This window comes from Bacillus tequilensis, from assembly GCF_012225885.1.
Classification (GTDB): domain Bacteria; phylum Bacillota; class Bacilli; order Bacillales; family Bacillaceae; genus Bacillus; species Bacillus tequilensis.
This window is the reverse complement of the sequence record NZ_CP048852.1, coordinates 1,905,982-1,926,190: the sequence shown is the minus strand read 5'-3', so window position 1 is coordinate 1,926,190 and position 20,209 is coordinate 1,905,982. Positions and strand designations below refer to the sequence as shown.

8 protein-coding genes are annotated in these 20,209 nt (G+C 44.8%); 4 read left to right on the top strand and 4 right to left on the bottom strand.

The annotated features are described in order from the left end of the window. Window positions 1–88: 88 nt before the first annotated feature. From G4P54_RS10405 to G4P54_RS10390, 4 genes are all read left to right on the top strand, one after another. Window positions 89–7,942, top strand: coding sequence for a non-ribosomal peptide synthetase (locus G4P54_RS10405; protein ID WP_167872602.1), 7,854 nt, complete (start codon window positions 89–91; stop codon window positions 7,940–7,942). A gap of 327 nt (window positions 7,943–8,269) precedes the next feature. Then, window positions 8,270–9,808 (top strand): glycoside hydrolase family 43 protein, encoded by a 1,539-nt coding sequence (locus tag G4P54_RS10400; RefSeq protein WP_167872601.1) that lies wholly within the window; start codon window positions 8,270–8,272, stop codon window positions 9,806–9,808. Between the two features lie 91 nt (window positions 9,809–9,899). Beyond that, window positions 9,900–11,168: a glucuronoarabinoxylan endo-1,4-beta-xylanase XynC gene (xynC, locus tag G4P54_RS10395; protein ID WP_420809523.1), complete on the top strand. Its 1,269-nt coding sequence runs from the start codon at window positions 9,900–9,902 to the stop codon at window positions 11,166–11,168. A 971-nt stretch (window positions 11,169–12,139) separates the two neighbouring features. After that, window positions 12,140–15,730, top strand: coding sequence for an NTTRR-F1 domain (locus G4P54_RS10390; RefSeq protein WP_167872600.1), 3,591 nt, complete (start codon window positions 12,140–12,142; stop codon window positions 15,728–15,730). A gap of 113 nt (window positions 15,731–15,843) precedes the next feature. On the opposite strand, the gene G4P54_RS10385 is transcribed toward G4P54_RS10390, so the two are convergent. Genes G4P54_RS10385 through G4P54_RS10370 form a run of 4 tightly spaced genes read right to left on the bottom strand, consistent with a single transcriptional unit; the run spans window position 15,844 to window position 19,685 of the window. Further along, entirely contained in the window at window positions 15,844–16,515 is a 672-nt protein-coding gene (locus G4P54_RS10385; RefSeq protein ID WP_167872599.1) for a glycosyltransferase family protein, read from the bottom strand. Further along, window positions 16,512–17,219 (bottom strand): class I SAM-dependent methyltransferase, encoded by a 708-nt coding sequence (locus tag G4P54_RS10380; protein ID WP_167872598.1) that lies wholly within the window; start codon window positions 17,217–17,219, stop codon window positions 16,512–16,514. Before G4P54_RS10380 ends, G4P54_RS10385 begins: the two co-directional genes overlap by 4 nt. Further along, window positions 17,209–18,312: a tetratricopeptide repeat-containing glycosyltransferase family 2 protein gene (locus G4P54_RS10375; RefSeq protein WP_167872597.1), complete on the bottom strand. Its 1,104-nt coding sequence runs from the start codon at window positions 18,310–18,312 to the stop codon at window positions 17,209–17,211. Before G4P54_RS10375 ends, G4P54_RS10380 begins: the two co-directional genes overlap by 11 nt. Continuing rightward, a complete protein-coding gene (locus tag G4P54_RS10370; protein WP_167872596.1) occupies window positions 18,309–19,685 on the bottom strand; it encodes a glycosyltransferase in 1,377 nt (458 codons plus the stop codon). Before G4P54_RS10370 ends, G4P54_RS10375 begins: the two co-directional genes overlap by 4 nt. Window positions 19,686–20,209 lie beyond the last annotated feature (524 nt).

The following is a 20,209-nucleotide window of genomic DNA, read 5'->3' as shown; positions in this document are numbered from 1 at the left end:
ATGGCCGGCAGCGGCAGTCCCGGCACGAATGCCGCGGCTGCCGCCAGCCGCCTTCAAAACAGGAATGAAACCAACTGGAGGGATATGAATGTCAGAATTTAAACAACAGGAGTTGTTCTGGGGCAGCATGTTTCACACGGAAGACCGTCCCAGTGCATTCCCTTCGTTTCAAATGTCCGACTCAACAGTAAAGCGTGATGCAGCGAGTGCATCTGACTGTATTCACAGTTCATTGAGTTCAGATGTATCCCGGCGCATCCTGACCATGACGAATCAAACGCCGATGGCCGTCTATCTGGTTCTCGTGATCGGAATTAAATCTCTACTGTACAAATACACAGGAGAAGAGAGCGCAATTACAGGGATTCCAACCTTTGAAGACGAAACTGATGAAGATCTTCGTTTAGAACAGCTCATGTTAATCAAACAGAATATCAATGCCGACAGTACGTTTAAATCGATATTCCACGAACTGAAACATACGCTGGACGAAGCGATCTTATATCAGGACGTTCCCTTTGAAAAAATGGCCGGACAGCTGCAGCTGAACTATAATAAAAGTCATTTGCCGATCATCAATACGGTTGTTTCATTAGAGCAAATCCATTCTGATCGTTTCATAGAAACGGCTGCTTCAGATGCTTTGTTTCAGTTTGCTATGGGGGAAGACTCGATAAATGTAAAGTTATGTTTTAATGAACAAGCTTATGACCGCGAGTATATGATACAGGTGATCGGGCATTTAAATCGTCTATTTTCTATCATGTTATTCCAGCCCGACCTCACTCTCGGCCAAGTGGATATCTTGTCTGAAGCAGAGACTAATACTTTTCTCGCTGACTATCATCATACGAAAACTGAATATCCGCGGGATAAGACGATTTATCAGTTATTCGAAGCACAGGTGAAACGAACACCGGATCAACCAGCCATTATTTGCGGAGAAAAGCAATTCACGTATCGCCAGCTCAATGAACGCGCCAATCAATTAGCCCGAACCTTGAGGGCCAAGGGCATCGGGAAGGACCGGCTCGCAGCCATCATCAGCGATCATAGCATTGAGCTAGTCGTGGGAATACTGGCCGTATTAAAAGCAGGCGGTGCCTATGTGCCAATTGATCCGGGTTATCCGAAGCACCGCATCCAGTATATAGTAAATGACTCTGAAGCTGATATCATCTTGACAGAGAGCCATCTCAGACAACAGTTGGATCTTTCGGGCTCAATAGTTTTCATTGATGAAGAAAGCTCTTACCACAAGGACGACACTGACCTTGAACCGATCAGCAGTACGAAGGATTTAGCTTATGTCATCTATACGTCAGGCTCCACAGGCAAGCCAAAAGGTGTGGCGATTGAGCATCAAGGCTTAACCAATTATATTTGGTGGGCCCACAAGGTATATGTCAAAGGAGAAAAAACCAACTTTCCGCTCTATTCGTCCATCGCTTTTGATCTGACAGTAACGTCTGTTTTCACTCCGCTTATTACCGGGAATGCCATGATTATCTACGGAGGCGAAAACAAGGCAGTCTTGCTTGAATCCATTGTGCAGGATCCAAGAGTTGATATTATCAAATTGACCCCGGCTCATTTGCGGTTATTAAAAGAAATGAACATTCCTCATGAGTGCGCCATTCGGAAATTCATCGTTGGCGGCGACAATTTAAGCACTGGGCTCGCCCGAAACATCAGCAGGCAATTCGGCGGCAGAATCGAAATCTTTAACGAATACGGGCCTACAGAGACAGTCGTCGGCTGTATGATCCATTCCTTTGATCCGCAACATGACAGAAGGGAATCAGTGCCGATCGGAACCGCCGCAGACAATATGAACATTTCTGTACTCGATAAGAGCTTGAAGCCGATGCCGATCGGCGTCCCGGGAGAAATCTATATCAGCGGGGACGGTATTGCCAGAGGTTATTTGAATCGGCCGGAATTAACAGCGGAAAAGTTTCTGCCGCACCCGTTTGTACCGGGGGCAAAAATGTACCGGACAGGAGACTTGGCAAGGCGGCTTCCGGACGGTAAGATCGAATACCTCGGAAGGATCGACCACCAGGTGAAAATTCGCGGTTACCGCATTGAAATCGGTGAAGTCGAAGCCGCATTTATTCATATACAGCCGATTCAAGAAGCTATCGTTATTGCATACGAAACCAATGGAGAAACATCTTTGTGCGCCTATTATACGGCACAGCATTCTTTAACCGTAAGTGAAATCCGAGTACATCTGTCCCGGCAGCTTCCCGACTATATGATACCTGCTTATTTCGTACAGCTGACAGCGATACCGCTTACGCCCAACGGAAAAATCGATCGTCAGGCATTGCCTGCTCCAACAGGCAACCTCACAGGCGATACCTATATAGCTCCGCGGACAGAACTGGAAAAAACCCTAGCCGGAGTGTGGGAGTCGGTATTAGGCGCAGAACGCGTCGGAATCGACGATCATTTCTTTGAGCTTGGGGGAGATTCAATTAAGTCGATTCAAGTGACTTCAAGCTTATATCAATCAGGGTATAAGCTTGACATCAAACACTTGTTCAAGCATCCGACAATCGCTGGGGTTGCTCCTTTTGCAGAGCCGGTCACGCGAATTGCTGAACAAGGAGAAATCAAAGGCCGATCGCTGCTGACACCGATTCAACACTGGTTTTTTGCCCAGCAATATCCTGATTCGCACCATTATAATCAATCTGTCATGCTTTATTTCAAAGAGGGGTTGGACGAATCGAGGCTTCAAAAAGTCATGAAGAAGATTGCAGAGCATCACGATGCTTTACGCATGGTTTATGTTCCGACAGACGACGGATATGAAGCCCGAAATCGAGGGATCGATGAAGGAGATTTATTCAGCCTTGAAGTGTTCTCATTACTCGAAGAAACCAACCCGGCCCAAACGATAGAAACGATCTCCAATGGCATTCAGCAATCCATCAATTTAGCCGAAGGACCTCTTATGAAACTGGGATTATTTCAATGCCAGGATGGAGATCATTTGCTAATGGCGATTCATCATCTAGTTGTCGATGGCGTCTCGTGGAGAATTTTACTTGAAGATATAACATCGGCTTATGAGCAGCTCGAAAACGGTGAAGCGATTACGTTGCCTAAGAAGACAGATTCCTACCTTTTATGGGCTGAACAATTGAAACGTTATGCAGAAAGTCACGAATTTGAAGCCGAAAATCAATACTGGTTCGAACAGCAGTATATCCCGCCATATACATTGCCAAAGGACAATGAACAGGAGGCTGGTCTGGCCAAAGACAAGGAAGCGATCATCGTCCAATGGACAGCGGAAGAAACCGAATGTTTATTAAAAAAGTCGAACCGGGCCTATACGACTGATATGAACGATTTATTGCTGACCGGACTTGGAATGGCTATCTATCGTTGGACCGGCCATGAAGACATTCTCATTAGTCTGGAAGGGCACGGCAGAGAATCTATTTTTCAAGACCTTGATATATCACGTACAGTGGGATGGTTCACAAGCCAATACCCTGTTTCTCTCCAAATCAAAGCGGACCAAGATATCTCACAGCGTATTAAAACAGTGAAAGAGCAGTTGCGTCAGATTCCCCAAAAAGGAATAGGATATGGTATGATCAAATATTTATCCGATCATCCGAAAGCACCTGACTGGACCGGACATCCGGAAATCAGCTTCAATTACCTCGGCCAATTCGATCAAGATGTCCGAAATGGAAAAATTAAGATCTCCCCTTACTCCGGCGGAGAAATTGCCAGCAACAGGCATCCCATTACCTATGCGCTTGATATAAACGGCATGATTTCAGACGGACAGCTCTCACTGGCTATCAGTTACTCTGGAAAACAATATCGAAGAGAAACAATAGAAAGATGCGCCGATCTCTTAAAGAGCAGCCTGCAACAAGTTATCGAACATTGTACAGCTCAAGAACAAATACAGCTGACGCCCAGCGATATTTCGCTAAAAGACATCACAATTGCAGAATTAGACCAATTTGCTCAGCAAATACAGCATATTGGCGACATTGAAAATATATATCCCTTAACCCCCATGCAGAAAGGTATGCTGTTTCACAGCTTAATCGATTCAGCTTCCAGAGCTTATTTTGAACAAGCCGCTTTTGATCTCAAAGGAGATTTGGATATCGAAGCATTTACAATGAGTTTATCGCAGCTGGCAGACAGACATGAGATTCTTCGGACTCATTTTTATACGGAATGGAAAGATCAGCCTCTGCAAATCGTATTTCGAAAAAAACCGATCGAAATAACCGTTGAAGATATTCGAACCATGGAGAATGAACAACGCGCCAAGTTCATCGCCGACTTTTCACAAAAAGATCAAGCAAGAGGATTCAATCTTACTCAAGATGCGTTAATGCGTGTATCAATCCTTCGTACAGAGGACGACCAAGCACGAGTGATATGGAGCTTCCATCATATTTTAATGGATGGCTGGTGTATGCCTCTTATTACGAAAGAAGTGTTTGAAACCTATTATGCCATTCTCGAAAAAAGGAAACCGAAGCGAGAAGCCGTGCCCCCGTACAGCCGGTATATCGAATGGCTGGAAGATCAGGATCATAAAAATGCTTCAGCCTATTGGCAGAAATATTTGAACGGCTATGAAGGGAAGACTGTTTTGCCGAAAGAACCCGTTTCAAACCAATCCACTGGATATCAAAAACAAAGACTTGCATGTCATCTGGGAAAACAGCTTTCTGAGGAAATCAAACAGACCGCAAGCCAACATCACGTCACCGTAAACACTTTGATACAAAGTGCATGGGGCTTGCTGCTGCAGCGATATAACAACAGTCAGGATGTCGTTTTTGGAACGGTCGTATCCGGCCGGCCGGCAGAAATCGCGGGTATTGCATCTATGGTCGGTTTATTTATCAACACCATTCCCGTACGTATTTTCGCTCAGCCTGAAATGACCGTTGAACAAGTATTGAAAACGAGCCAAGATCAGGCACTGGTTTCTCAGGCATTTGATACATTTCCATTGTATGAAATACAGGCTCAAACCGAACAAAAGCAGCAGCTGATCAGTCATATTATGGTGTTTGAAAATTATCCGGTCGAGAAACAAATGGAGCACATGAAACAGGATCGTGACACGTTGGACATTCTCAATTTCTATATGGAGGAGCAAACCCATTACGATTTCAATTTCATTGTCATGCCTGCAGAAGAAATAGACATTTATTTTGTGTACAATGGCAACGTCTATGATCATGATAGTGTCAAACGGATGAAAGAGCATTTTCTGCAAATCATTAAGCAGATGGTGAAAAACCAGACAGCGCACATTCGAGATTTAGATATAGTGACAGCTGATGAACGCTCGCTCCTCATCGAAACATTCAATGATACGGCAGCAGATTATCCAAAGGAAAAGACACTTCATCAATTGTTTGAGGAACAAGTGCAACGTACGCCTGATCAAGCGGCTGTTATATTTGGAGAAAAACAGCTGACATACCGGGAACTGAATGAAAGAGCAAATCAACTTGCCCGGGCATTGCAATCAGAAGGCGTGCATCCAGATCAGCCGGTCGGGATTATGTCCGAACGTTCATTGGAAATGATCATAGGACTCTTTGGGATTTTAAAAGCCGGCGGCGCGTATGTACCGATCGATCCGAGCTATCCGGAAGAGCGTATTCGATATATATTGGAGGATTCGGATACGAAGCTGTTGTTAACACAGAGTCATTTGAGGAAGGGCGTGCCTTTTAAAGGGAAAGTGTTAGATCTGAAAAATCCGCGCTTCTTCAAGGAAGATGCTTCGAACTTGAAGCAGACAGCCGGTCCGAATCACTTAGCTTATGTCATCTATACTTCAGGATCCACGGGCAAACCGAAAGGAGTGATGGTTGAGCACCGATCCGTCGTCAACCGTCTCGTTTGGATGCAGGAAAACTACCCGCTGGACAAGCAGGATGCCATTCTGCAAAAAACCCCTATTACCTTTGATGTATCGGTGTGGGAGTTGTTCTGGTGGTCGTTAACGGGTTCAAAAGCAGTATTGCTGCCAAACGGAGGAGAGAAGAACCCTGACATCATTTTAGAGACGATTGCGAAAGAAGATATTACCGTTATGCATTTTGTACCTGCGATGCTGCATGCCTTTCTCGAATCCATGGAGCAGAAAACCGCCGACGAATTAAAGAGAAAGCTGGCGTCATTAACATATGTATTTGCAAGCGGCGAGGCTTTAACGCCTGCGCACGCTGCCGGATTTCATCGCATCATCACACCGGTAAGCGAGTCTCAAATCATCAATTTATACGGGCCGACAGAAGCAACGATTGATGTATCGTATTTTGAATGTGAAACGGGAGAAACGCTCGACTCCGTTCCAATTGGTAAACCGATTTCCAACATTCAATTGTATATCGTACAGCCTGAATCAGAATTTCTTCAGCCGCTCGGTGTACCAGGAGAACTGTGTATCGCAGGAGACGGGCTTGCACGTGGCTACTTGAACCGTCCGGAGCTGACAGCTGAAAAGTTTGTAAATCACCCATTTGAGGCAGGAAAGCGGCTTTACCGGACAGGAGACTTAGCAAGATGGCTGCCCGACGGTAATATCGAATATATAGGGCGAATCGATCATCAGGTGAAAATCCGCGGGTACCGGATTGAACTCGGCGAGATCGAAACGTCTTTATTACAACTCGATGCTGTCAAAGAAGCAGTTGTCACCTCAGTTGAAGAAAAGGGCTCCAATCAACTCTGTGCCTACTTGACAGGGGACGAAGTACTGAATCCAATCCATTTGAAGGAGAAATTGCTTCAAAAACTGCCTGCATATATGATTCCAGCCTATTTTGTACAAGTAGAGAAGATGCCAATCACTAGTAATGGAAAAATCGATCGAAAAGCTTTGCCGGCTCCTGAGAAAAATAAGGTGGCCGGAACTGAGTACACAGCACCGAGAACACCAATTGAAAAACAGCTGGCTGAGATATGGAAGAGCGTTTTAGCCCTCAGTAACCCGGGAATGAAAGATAACTTCTTTGACGTTGGCGGCCATTCGCTCAAAGTATTGCAAGTTATTCATCAAATCAACGACAGTATGGGAATCAACATGCATTATCAAGCCGTATACGAATATCCTACCATCGAAACAATGGCACGCGCCATTCAAGCGGCAATGTTTGAAAACAAGACGGATAACGTATTCGTCAAGCTGAACCAAGGAGATTCAATCCCTATATTCTGTTTCCCGCCTTTAATCGGGTATGGACTGGTTTATCATGAAATGGCGAAAAGACTTGACGGCGGTTGCACCGTCTATGCGGCTGATTTCTTAGAAGAGCCGTCTCGTGAGAAAGAGATCGTTGACCGGTATGCAGAAAGCATGATAGGCATCCAGGAACAAGGGCCTTTTGTTTTGCTTGGTTACTCTTCGGGATCGAATTTGGCTTTTGAGGTTGCTAAAGCTTTGGAGAAGCGGGAACGCACCGTATCTGATGTGATTATGCTGGATTCTAAAATAACCACTTCGGTAACTTATTTATCGGAAGAGGAAATCGAAGAGATCGTCCATCTGAATATGGACATTATTCCGGACTATTACAGAGAATTATTAACCATTCCTTCGATTAAGGATAAAATCAGAAGCTACCTTGCGTATCACAATGAACTGATCAATTCGGGCGCCGTCAACGCCAACATTCATCACTTATTATGCGGCGTCGATTTGACAGATAGAGGATGGACGCAATCAACTGTACAGCATTACCTTGAGTACCAATTAAAAGGAGAACACGTAACGATCTTTGAACCTCACAATATCGAAGAAAATGCAGATGCGATCCGATCTATTATCAAAAGAATTGAAGAACGGCATAAAAACGGACTTCTTCTTGAAGAACAACTGTCAATGGGATCGTTTGCTGGAGACACGAAGTTTGACAAAATGTAAATGATCCAGTGCATAATGCCGCTGACTGCCAACAGCGGCATTTTTTATTGAAAAGGTGAAAGTCATACTCCTGTGTTTGCACGTTTTACTCTAGAAATCATTCATTTATTAGTTTTTGAGACCTGTTGTCATCAATATTAAAAGGAAAAGAGACTCAGCCATTTAAAGGAAAAAAGAAGGATGTTAAGTGATCAGTAAAAAGTGTAGCTTATGTTTATGGGGTCTTGCTTTATGATTGAGTTGCTTATCTGGGAAGTCGTCGTATGCTGCCAATACTGCAATTTCCCAAAAGAACCCCTATTTTAGGAAAAAGGAGGATATTAAGTAATGAGGAAAAAGTGTAGCTTATGTCTATGGGTTCTTGTTTTATTATTGAGTTGCTTATCTGGGAAGTCTGCGTATGCTGCCAGTACGTCAATTGCAAAACATGTAGGGAATTCAAACCCGCTGATCGACCATCATCTGGGCGCAGATCCATTTGCGCTGACCTATAACGGAAGAGTCTACATCTATATGTCAAGTGATAACTATGAATATAATAGCGACGGAACGATTAAGGATAATACATTTGCCAATTTGAATAAAATATCGGTCATATCTTCAGCGGATATGGTGAACTGGACAGACCATGGATCCATTCCGGTAGCAGGAGCCAATGGGCTGAATGGCGGCCGGGGGATTGCAAAATGGGCAGGTGCGTCCTGGGCTCCGTCAGTTGCAGTTAAAAAGATAAATGGCAAGGATAAATTCTTCCTTTATTTCGCTAACGGCGGCGGAGGTATCGGGGTCCTCACAGCAGACAGTCCGACCGGCCCGTGGACAGATCCGATCGGAAAAGCATTGGTTACAACAAATACACCAGGAATGTCCGGTGTTGTGTGGCTTTTTGATCCGGCAGTGTTCGTAGATGACGACGGCACCGGTTACCTGTATGCCGGCGGAGGCATCCCTGGCGGTTCAAATCCAACACAGGAGCAATGGGCAAATCCTAAAACAGCAAGAGTCATGAAATTAGGGCCTGATATGACCAGTGTTGCTGGAAGTGCATCTACGATTGATGCGCCTTTCATGTTTGAAGATTCTGGAATGCACAAATATAACGGAACATATTACTATTCCTATTGTATCAATTTCAGCGGCGCGCACCCGGCCGATAAACCCCCGGGTGAGATCGGCTACATGACCAGCCCAAGTCCTATGGGTCCCTTTACGTATAGAGGACACTTCCTAAAAAATCCGGGTGCATTTTTCGGAGGCGGCGGAAACAACCATCATGCCGTTTTCAATTTTAAAAACGAGTGGTACACGGTGTATCATACTCAAACTGTCAGCTCCGCTCTGTTCGGGGCCGGCAAAGGATACCGTTCTCCCCATATTAATAAGCTTGTGCATCATTCAGACGGATCCATTCGAGAGGTAGCGGCAAATTATACAGGCGTAACACAGCTTTCTAATTTGAATCCATATAACCGGGTAGAAGCTGAAACGTTTGCCTGGAATGGACGGGTTTTGACCGAGAGTTCCTCTGCACCCGGCGGGCCGGTAAATAATCAACATGTAACAAGCATTCATAACGGAGACTGGATTGCTGTAGGAAATGCAGACTTCGGGTCAGGCGGTGCCAGGACGTTTAAAGCAAATGTAGCATCCGCTCTTGGCGGGAAAATAGAAGTGCGTCTCGATAGTGCAACCGGTAAGCTTGTAGGAACCCTGAATGTCCCTTCCACAGGCGGAACGCAAAATTGGAGAGAAATAGAAACTGCGGTAAGCGGCGCAGCCGGTGTGCACAACGTATTCCTTGTATTTACCGGAACAGGTTCAGGAAACTTGTTTAATGTTGATTACTGGCAGTTTACGCAAAGATAACACCAGTTATGGCACCGCTTGTTTGCGATATAAAAGCAGACAGAACACATCTTCTAATACGGTAAAAGACATTGAAGGAGAGGAAAAAATAATGTCGAGCGTCAAAAAAACAATTTGTCTATTATTGGTATGTTTCACTATGCTGTCAGTAATGGTAATGGGCCCAGGCGCTGCTGAGGTCTTGGCGGCAAATGATGTAACAGTTAATATTTCTGCAGAAAAACAAGTGATTCGCGGTTTTGGAGGAATGAACCACCCGGCTTGGGTTGGAGATTTAACAGCTGCTCAAAGAGAAACTGCTTTTGGCAATGGACAGAATCAGTTAGGCTTTTCGATCTTAAGAATTCATGTAGATGAAAATGGAAATAATTGGTACAAAGAAGTAGAGACTGCAAAAAGCGCGATCAAACATGGGGCAATCGTGTTTGCTTCTCCCTGGAATCCTCCAAGCAATATGGTTGAGACCTTCAATCATAATGGTAACACATCAGCTAAACGTCTAAGATACGATAAGTACGCCGCATACGCTCAGCATCTTAACGATTTTGTTACTTTCATGAAGAATAATGGTGTGAATCTGTATGCGATTTCCATCCAAAACGAGCCTGATTACGCTCACGAGTGGACATGGTGGACGCCGCAAGAAATACTTCGCTTTATGAGAGAAAACGCAGGCTCGATCAATGCCCGTGTCATTGCGCCTGAGTCATTTCAATACTTGAAGAATTTGTCGGACCCGATCTTGAACGATCCTAGGGCTCTTGGCAATATGGATATTCTCGGAACCCACCTGTACGGGACTCAGGTCAGTCAATTCCCTTATCCTCTTTTTAAACAAAAAGGAGCGGGGAAGGACCTTTGGATGACGGAAGTATACTATCCGAACAGTGATAACAACTCGGCGGATCGATGGCCCGAGGCCTTGGATGTTTCACAACATATTCACAATTCGATGGTAGAAGGGGATTTTCAAGCTTATGTTTGGTGGTACATCCGAAGATCATATGGTCCTATGAAAGAAGATGGCACGATTAGCAAACGCGGCTACAATATGGCTCATTTCTCAAAGTTTGTGCGCCCTGGATATGTAAGGATTGATGCAACGAAAAACCCTAATCCGAATGTTTACGTGTCAGCCTATAAAGGTGACAACAAGGTCGTGATTGTCGCCATTAACAAAACCAATACAGGGGTCAACCAAAACTTTGTGTTGCAGAACGGATCTGCTTCGCAAGTATCCAGATGGATCACGAGCAGCAACAGCAATCTTCAGCCTGGAACGGATCTCAAAGTAACGGACAATCACTTTTGGGCCCATCTGCCGGCTCAAAGCGTGACAACATTTGTCGTAAAGCGTTAAGGGAACCTAAGCAAGCTGTTCCGCTTCGTATAACCGCTGATGGTGGTGCAAAAACCTAGAAGGCTTGTTAAGCAAAACATTGAATGAAAATTCAACGCTCTTCCATACTATGTCTGAAAAAGCGATATTCCGATCGGAATATCGCTTTTTTCGTCTCTCCAATATAGGAAACAGATAGTCTATAGAACAAATAAAAAATAGCAGAACACAGAATAATAAGTCTAAAAAATCAAGGGCAGGCTATGTAGCATTCATTCGAACTAATGCTTTATCAAATTCAGGCTCAAAATTGCACGAATTCTTACGAGGATAAAAAAGCGAATGGATTAAACAAAGGGGGAAATGAAGTATTTAAAAGGACTATCAGGCTCCAAAGCACTTGCAAAAAATTTAGAGGTCCAAATGAATATTTAAGTATTTGTTTTCAAGTTTAGTCATAACTATGTCTATATTTAAAATAATATCTATTTAATAATCAAGAGAAAAACACATTTGCACTGCATAGTCATTGCTGTTTTGATTAGTGTAAGATGCACATTCATGCGAGGGAATGAACCAATATACAAAAAATGGCGCGGGAAAATTTAAATAGCAATCTTGTAAGAATAGCAGCTAAGCTATTGAACAGCTTTTATAAAATGTTTTTTGACTTTGAATTGCTCTTTCTCACTATGATAAAACTTCTTCATCAGCGCTCTCCCCTAAATCCATATAGTAAAACCCTCAATTACATTGCAAATGCCCAGAGTGTTTTCCCTGTCTTTAGATAAGGTCCAAACATCATTCTATTGGTTATCCAAGAAGCTATTACTGCTTTCTCGTTTTCGGGCACTTATATTTATATAATCAGGAAGAGAAAGTGATTCAGAGACATTCACCTTTTTTATTTTAGCTAGTGAAGTGAAAGACCGCTGGAGCTTTTTCTGCATAGAATAGCTGGAACTATTCAAAAAGGCAGGGGATGAAGTTGAGTGAATGATGTGATTGTAAATAGAGGTTTTGAAACAGGCAATCTGACGGGCTGGGCTTCTGCAAATACTTCCGTTATTAATACTTTTGCCCATTCTGGAAGATATTCCGCACAGTTTATCAGTAGCCAGCCGTATGCTTTTTTAGGGCAGATCGTCCCTGTCGTTTCTGGACAATCTATGATATTCCTCATTTCGCTTGGGAGACTTGGAAACAATCCAAGTCCTCAAGTAACTATACAAATTTTATTTGTCAACAGTGAAGGGGAAGAGATTGAAGGCGGACAGGAAATTATCATTACCCCCGGAAATTTACCAAATGTCTCATTTAATACATGGAATGAAATATATAGAACAATTGAAACCCCCGCTGAAGCAGTAAACGCAGTAGTGGTAATAAGTAAAATTACTTTTGGGTCTGTTCTAATTGATGATGTTTCTTTAATAGAGTCTATTGGATCGACTGGACCGACCGGGGCTACTGGCGCTACTGGACCAACTGGGGCTACTGGCGTAACCGGGCCAACTGGCGCTACTGGAGTAACTGGAGTAACTGGAGTAACTGGTGCAACCGGGGTAACTGGTGCTACTGGAGTAACTGGACCAACTGGCGCTACTGGAGATACAGGACTAACCGGAGGAACTGGTGCAACTGGCGCTACTGGAGTAACTGGACCAACTGGCGTAACTGGGGCAACGGGAGATACAGGTGCTACCGGGCCAACAGGAGTAACTGGGGCAACGGGAGATACAGGTGTAACTGGACCAACTGGCGCAACGGGAGTAACTGGCACAACCGGGCCAACAGGAGTAACTGGGGCAACGGGAGATACAGGTGTAACTGGACCAACCGGAGTAACTGGAGCTACTGGTGTAACTGGCGCAACGGGAGATACAGGACCAACCGGACCAACCGGGCCAACTGGAGCTACTGGTGTAACTGGGGTAACCGGGGTAACTGGTGCTACTGGAGTAACTGGAGTAACTGGAGAAACAGGTGCCACTGGGGTAACTGGTGCTACTGGCGTAACTGGTGCAACTGGAGTAACTGGACCAACTGGCGTAACTGGTGCAACGGGAGATACAGGTGCTACTGGCGTAACTGGCGCTACTGGCGTAACTGGCGCAACCGGAGATACTGGAGTAACTGGAGTAACTGGGGCAACCGGAGATACAGGACCAACCGGAGTAACTGGGGCAACCGGAGCCACTGGAGCTACTGGACCAACCGGAGTAACTGGGGCAACCGGAGTAACTGGGGCAACCGGAGATACAGGACCAACTGGTGCTACCGGAGATACAGGTGCAACTGGGCCAACTGGCGTAACTGGCGTAACTGGACCAACTGGTGCTACCGGAGTAACTGGTGCTACTGGAGATACAGGTGCAACTGGGGTAACTGGTGCTACTGGAGATACAGGGGCAACCGGGCCAACCGGGCCAACCGGGCCAACCGGAGTAACTGGACCAACTGGCGCTACCGGAGATACAGGTGCTACTGGCGTAACTGGGGCAACCGGAGATACAGGACCAACCGGGCCAACCGGAGTAACTGGTGCTACTGGAGATACAGGTGCCACTGGGGTAACTGGCGCAACCGGAGATACAGGACCAACCGGTCCAACCGGAGTAACTGGCGCTACTGGAGATACAGGTGCCACTGGGGTAACTGGCGCAACCGGAGATACTGGAGTAACTGGTGCCACTGGAGTAACCGGAGATACTGGCGTAACTGGCGCAACCGGAGATGCAGGGCCAACTGGTGCTACTGGAGTAACCGGCGCAACCGGAGATACAGGTCCAACCGGGCCAACTGGCGCTACTGGCGTAACTGGCGCAACCGGAGATACAGGACCAACTGGTGCTACTGGAGCCACTGGTGCTACTGGCGTAACTGGTGTAACTGGAGTAACCGGAGATACTGGCGCTACTGGCGTAACCGGGCCAACTGGTGCTACTGGCGTAACTGGTGCTACCGGAGATACAGGTGTAACTGGACCAACTGGCGCTACTGGTGTAACTGGCGCAACCGGAGATACAGGACCAACCGGAGTAACTGGTGTAACTGGAGTAACTGGTGCAACCGGGGTAACTGGTGCTACTGGACCAACCGGTCCAACCGGAGTAACTGGAGCCACTGGAGTAACTGGGGCTACCGGAGTAACTGGCGTAACTGGAGTAACTGGAGCCACTGGAGTAACTGGGGCAACCGGAGATACAGGACCAACCGGAGTAACTGGGGCAACCGGAGCCACTGGAGCTACTGGACCAACTGGTGCTACCGGAGATACAGGTGCAACTGGGCCAACTGGCGTAACTGGCGCTACTGGAGATACAGGACCAACCGGGCCAACCGGAGATACAGGACCAACCGGGCCAACTGGCGCTACTGGTGTAACTGGGGTAACCGGGGTAACTGGTGCTACTGGAGCTACTGGAGTAACTGGAGTAACTGGAGTAACTGGAGTAACTGGAGAAACAGGTGCCACTGGGGTAACTGGTGCTACTGGCGTAACTGGTGCTACTGGAGTAACTGGACCAACTGGCGTAACTGGTGCAACGGGAGATACAGGTGCTACTGGCGTAACTGGCGCTACTGGCGTAACTGGCGCTACCGGAGATACAGGTGCCACTGGGGTAACTGGGCCAACTGGTGCTACTGGCGTAACTGGCGCTACTGGAGATACAGGACCAACTGGAGCTACTGGAGCCACTGGAGAAACCGGAGATACTGGCGTAACTGGCGCAACTGGAGATACAGGACCAACTGGAGCTACTGGAGCCACTGGAGAAACCGGAGATACTGGCGTAACTGGCGCAACTGGAGATACAGGACCAACTGGAGCTACTGGAGCCACTGGAGAAACCGGAGATACTGGCGTAACTGGTGCTACTGGAGATACAGGTGCCACTGGAGTAACTGGCGCAACGGGAGATACAGGACCAACCGGAGTAACTGGTGTAACTGGAGTAACTGGTGCAACCGGGGTAACTGGTGCTACTGGACCAACCGGTCCAACCGGAGTAACTGGAGCCACTGGAGTAACTGGGGCTACCGGAGTAACTGGCGCTACTGGTGTAACTGGGGTAACTGGCGTAACAGGACCAACTGGTGCAACCGGAGTAACTGGCGCTACTGGCGTAACCGGAGTAACTGGGCCAACTGGAGCCACAGGACCAACCGGTTCAACCGGGGCAAATCCTCAGCTGTTTTTCAATGAGGTAGCTGGCCCAGTTTCTGTTGCTATTAATGGTACTGAAACGTCAATTGGGACTGTAAGTGTGCCAACAGTCGCTGGCCAATTAATAAAATTAGATTTTGCCATTTCTGTGGATGTGACGACGACAGCTAACTCGAACTTTACTTTCCAAACCAGAATTTATAGAAACGGAGTATTGGTAGATACACGCTCCATCCAAAGAAATGTTAATGCTGCAATTACGTCAAGATTTCCAATTGCATCAACATATGTAGATACTGCAACAGTCACAGGCACGACTTCTTATGAGCTTAGGATAATCTTTACAGCAGTAAGTAATGTGAGCAGCAGCAGCGCACTGAATTTGGATATAAACGCTATTAGATTCCCTTAAATACTAAGTACGTATTCAGTTCACTATTTATTTGATCTTAAATCCCAAGCATATCAAAATAGAAACCTACTTTTTATAAAGTAGGTTTCTTGTTGTGCCCAATGAAAGATTTATCAAGTTTTGAAATATTCACGGGAAAATTTCTCTAGGTAAAAAGAATACTGGTCTGAATCAAATTCATTGCCGCATGCATGTAAGACCCATGGCTCTTTCTGATGAGGGATGCCGACTTCATATCCTTTTTTTCTGAACTCAAAGCATTGAGAAATGTCATACAAATGCCAGCCGTCAAAAACCTCTTTTCGCCACGGAATATCGTACTGAGTAGCCAGCAATAAACCGTCTAATGCTTGAACTGTTTTGACAGTTTCATCAATTTCATCAAATAACAAATAGCTGTACGTATTGCGGTATTCAATGACTTTTCCGACTTTTTTAGAAGCCTCCCACCAAATCCCGCTTTGCGGCACTTCTTCAGCTCCTATGACACCTATCATGCCCAGACCATCATTCTGCTGAAAGACATGGAGGATATCATAAATAAAGGAGCGATTGATGATAAATGTGTCCTGATGTAAATACACTTTATATTTTGAGTCTGAGTCCTCCATTGCCGCCTGGTAGCCGGAGGCCATACTGCCTGTGTCTCGGATATTAATTAATTCTACCTTCATATGAGGCGGGACTGAAAGAGATTGGATATGCCGCTGACAGAGATCATAAAGGGTATCGTCATTCACACATGTAATAAAGCTAATTGAATTTTCATTTGTATGCTGATTCATCTTTTCTCTGCCTTTATGACATATTGATAGGCTCTGACTTCCTCCTCAAAATCTGTGTAGTGGATACCCATGCAAGCCCTGACGTGAGCCAGTTTACTGATCATTTTTTCATAATAGGCAGTTGTAAAGGGAATGGGCTCAATTTGACTGATCTTGTAACCTGTTTCATGAAACATCTTTTTCATTTCCTGCAAGGTAAAAAAACGGAGGTGTGTTTTATCGAGCAGCCCTGCCTGTGTATACGTCCATTTGCCGGACAGCAGACTTTCGAAAATTGAGATATGCCCGATATGCGGGATGCTTGCTAAAATGCTTCCTGTCTCTTTCACATAAGGCTTGAGGTTACCTAAAACTGCCCACGGGTCTTTTAAATGTTCCAATACATCGCCGAAGATGATATGATCAAATGTATTTATTTGAAAAGGCAGCTTCAGTGTTTCAATATCTCCCATTATTACTTCGTCAATGTGATGAGCTGCTTTTTCGGCAGCTGGTGGATATGATTCAATCCCATAATACGAGCAATTCGTTTTTTCCTTAACAGCTGCTCCAAACAAGCCTTCAGCACATCCGACTTCAAGAATGTTTTTTGCATGAGGCCCTACCAGTTCAAACAGTTTCCAGTTGACTCCTTTGTAATACGCTTTATCTTTTAGCTGATACTCTTTCATAGACTCAGCTTGTGACCGTTTATTAATTTCCATGCTGTTCACCTCCCGAACTAGCTTGCTTCTGCAGAATATCTTCAAAGTATTTTTTGTTTGCTAGCATTCTTGAATCATGAGGACGGTATTGTAAAGCCGATTCATTATGCTGATAGGCAAGCTGATGCTCGCCAAGCTTATCATAGCAGACGGCTAATTGTAGGTGGGGCAGCCAGGTGGCGCATGCGCGGTTTTGAAAAGCCAAGCTTTCCGTGCCTCTGTTTTCCATTGCTTTTTCATACCAATAGACCGCACCTTGAAAATCATTTTTTTCTAAAAAAGAGAATCCCAGCCTGCAGCAGGTTTCGGCTCTAGGCGGCCCATAGACGAGTGTGTGAAGCACCCAGCTTAATTCTTTTTCCTTCAGCCCTAGTGAATGATAACAATCGGCTAATTTATTGCACGCTCTAATATTATCTTCTATCCATCCCTGTTTTGTTTTCAAAAAACGCAAATAGTACTCAATTGCTTTTTCTATTTTCCCGTGATCACACAACTCGTTCGCATAGTAAAATAAATCTCTTGGCGAAAAATCCTTTTCCGAAGAGGCCATGTTTTCATAAATCCGCAAATTTCGGTCTGCGTCATGACTAAGTGGCATGTGAGAAACCGCCGCTTCACTATGGTGAAGATTTCCGTACACTTCTAAATATTCATGGACAGAGCCGATCCACTTAAAACCCTTCTCCCGTTTTACGAGCCGGTATCTTCTTAAGCTGGATGTGACGTTGTTTTCTTCATCAAATGCCAAATGATATTTCATTGAAACCGCGTCAACACGTGGATCAAGCGTTCTTTTTAAATGTAGCAACAGCTTTTGATCCTTCTCGGTAAACACGTCGTCGGCATCAAGCCATAAAATATAGTCGGCTGTTGCCTGCTGAAACGAAAAATTTCGGGCTGCCGCAAAATCGTCGATCCATTTAAAATCAAAAATTCGGTCTGTATAACGAGCAACGATGTTTTTCGTCTCGTCATCCGAGCCGGTATCCACAATGTTAATTTCATCAGCTATCCCTTGCACAGAATCTAAGCATCGCCCAATAACAGCTTCTTCATTTTTCACAATCATACATAAACTGATTGAAATCACATGGCCACCTCCGTTTCATTCTGTTTTTTCTTTATGGCATGAACAAACATGTAATCAATATGGGCATGTTTTGACAAGTGATCCAAAGACAAGCCAAATTGCCCGGCAAGAAATTGCATTTCTTGTAAAAAGAGCTGTATGTGTGATTCAGTATCGTTGGAATGGGAGGTGATGGATTTTATGTTATAAAGATATTCAGGAAATAACATATTTACGTTGTGAGGTGTGATGAAATGTGTGTGTGTCGATGCACAGAGTAATAAAGAGAAAAATGAATCTGCATAGGCAGTATTTGGGATGCTGCAAATCAGCGAGCCTGAAGGCTTTAAATAAACGGCAAGAGTCTCAATCGTATGTCTGGGATTCATCGAGCAGTTTAAAAGGTCTCCGATCAAAATTGCATCGAAAAAGGCATCAGGGTAGGGGAGATCGGATGTTTCCACATCTGCCGAAATGACTTGTTCGTAATATGCGCTTGCAATGGTCTGTAACAACTCATCATTCTCAACTCCATACAATGTACAAGTTTGCCTGTTCAAAAGTTCTGTCCCCGCAGCTCCCGCGCCGCAGCCGATATGTAAGATAGTGCCGGCTTCCACGGGCACAAATGCTGTCAGTTGAGGCTGAGAATCAAAGAATGTTGTTACATCCACCTTCCATTTTCCGATGAAGCGTTGTCGATTTTCTCCATATAATCGACTGATGCTCAAATCTGGATTGCCTGTAAACGTAGCATGACCGTGATGGTGGACAAACGAATCCAGAGCAATTTTCAGCTGATAACCGGCTTGTAGTACACGAAGGCTTAAATCATCATCTTCAAATGAACCGCCTTCAAAACGTTCATCAAAACTGCCGACTTCGTCCAACACCTCCTTTTTGACAAGCAGGCAAAACCCTACGAGCCTCAATACAGCTTTTGACTTGCCTCGCTGCTGCAAACAGTAAAGGCGGGAAAAATCTTCTATTCCCTCAATATTTGTGTAGTCAACGGGAACTTGCTGCGGACCGCTGACATAATTGCTTACAGGTCCGACCATGCCGATTTTATCATCCTGATAAAGCAGCTTGATCATCGGCTCCAGCCATTGATGTGTTACAACAGTATCATTGTTTAAAAAAAGAATATTGTCCCCTGAGGCAGCTTCAAGTCCCTGATTGCAGGCTTTTGCGAAGCCTTCGTTCGTTTTGTTAAAAATCGCTTTAATTGAAGATATCTGTTTGAGGTAGTCACGTGTACCGTCAAGAGAGCCGTTATCTATAACAATTACTTCTATACAGTCATTATTCGTATGCTCCCATATGCTCTCCAAGCATTGTTTTGTTAAAGCTAATTGATTATAAGTCAGAACAATAATACTCGTTTTCACCATAACCTCCGCCCTTCACCATATGATTCGGATACTATATGTATATCGTAAGGTTCAGACGGAATGATTCTTTCCTGTAAAAAAGAAGAATGATGCTTAACGGAATAAATTGGGACGTTTTAAAAAACATGAATGGTCTTTTAAAGAAAAGGGACTATTTTTAGCTTGATTTGTATTTAGGGATCAACAGGGTTGGAAGAAATAGAAAGAAGAATATTGATGAGGGCATTATTTTATTTAATAGCGTTGATAGCAGGGGGGAGGACGACATTTCGGTCAAGTGGAGGTTTTGTGACATCAACTGCGATTTTATTAAGATTTTTGCAGCGAAAAAAAGAAGCAATCATTGCGCTGAATTAGCAAGCCTTCTTAACAACGGATAAAGGATGATACAAAATTTTAAAGAGAATGGAAGTGCTACTCAATGTATACGCTCATACAAATAAAAAGAACAACGAAAAAAATAGCTCGTTTAAACTTATTAGTTCTACTTCTAGCCGACCTCAAAATTCAAAGAAAAAAACATA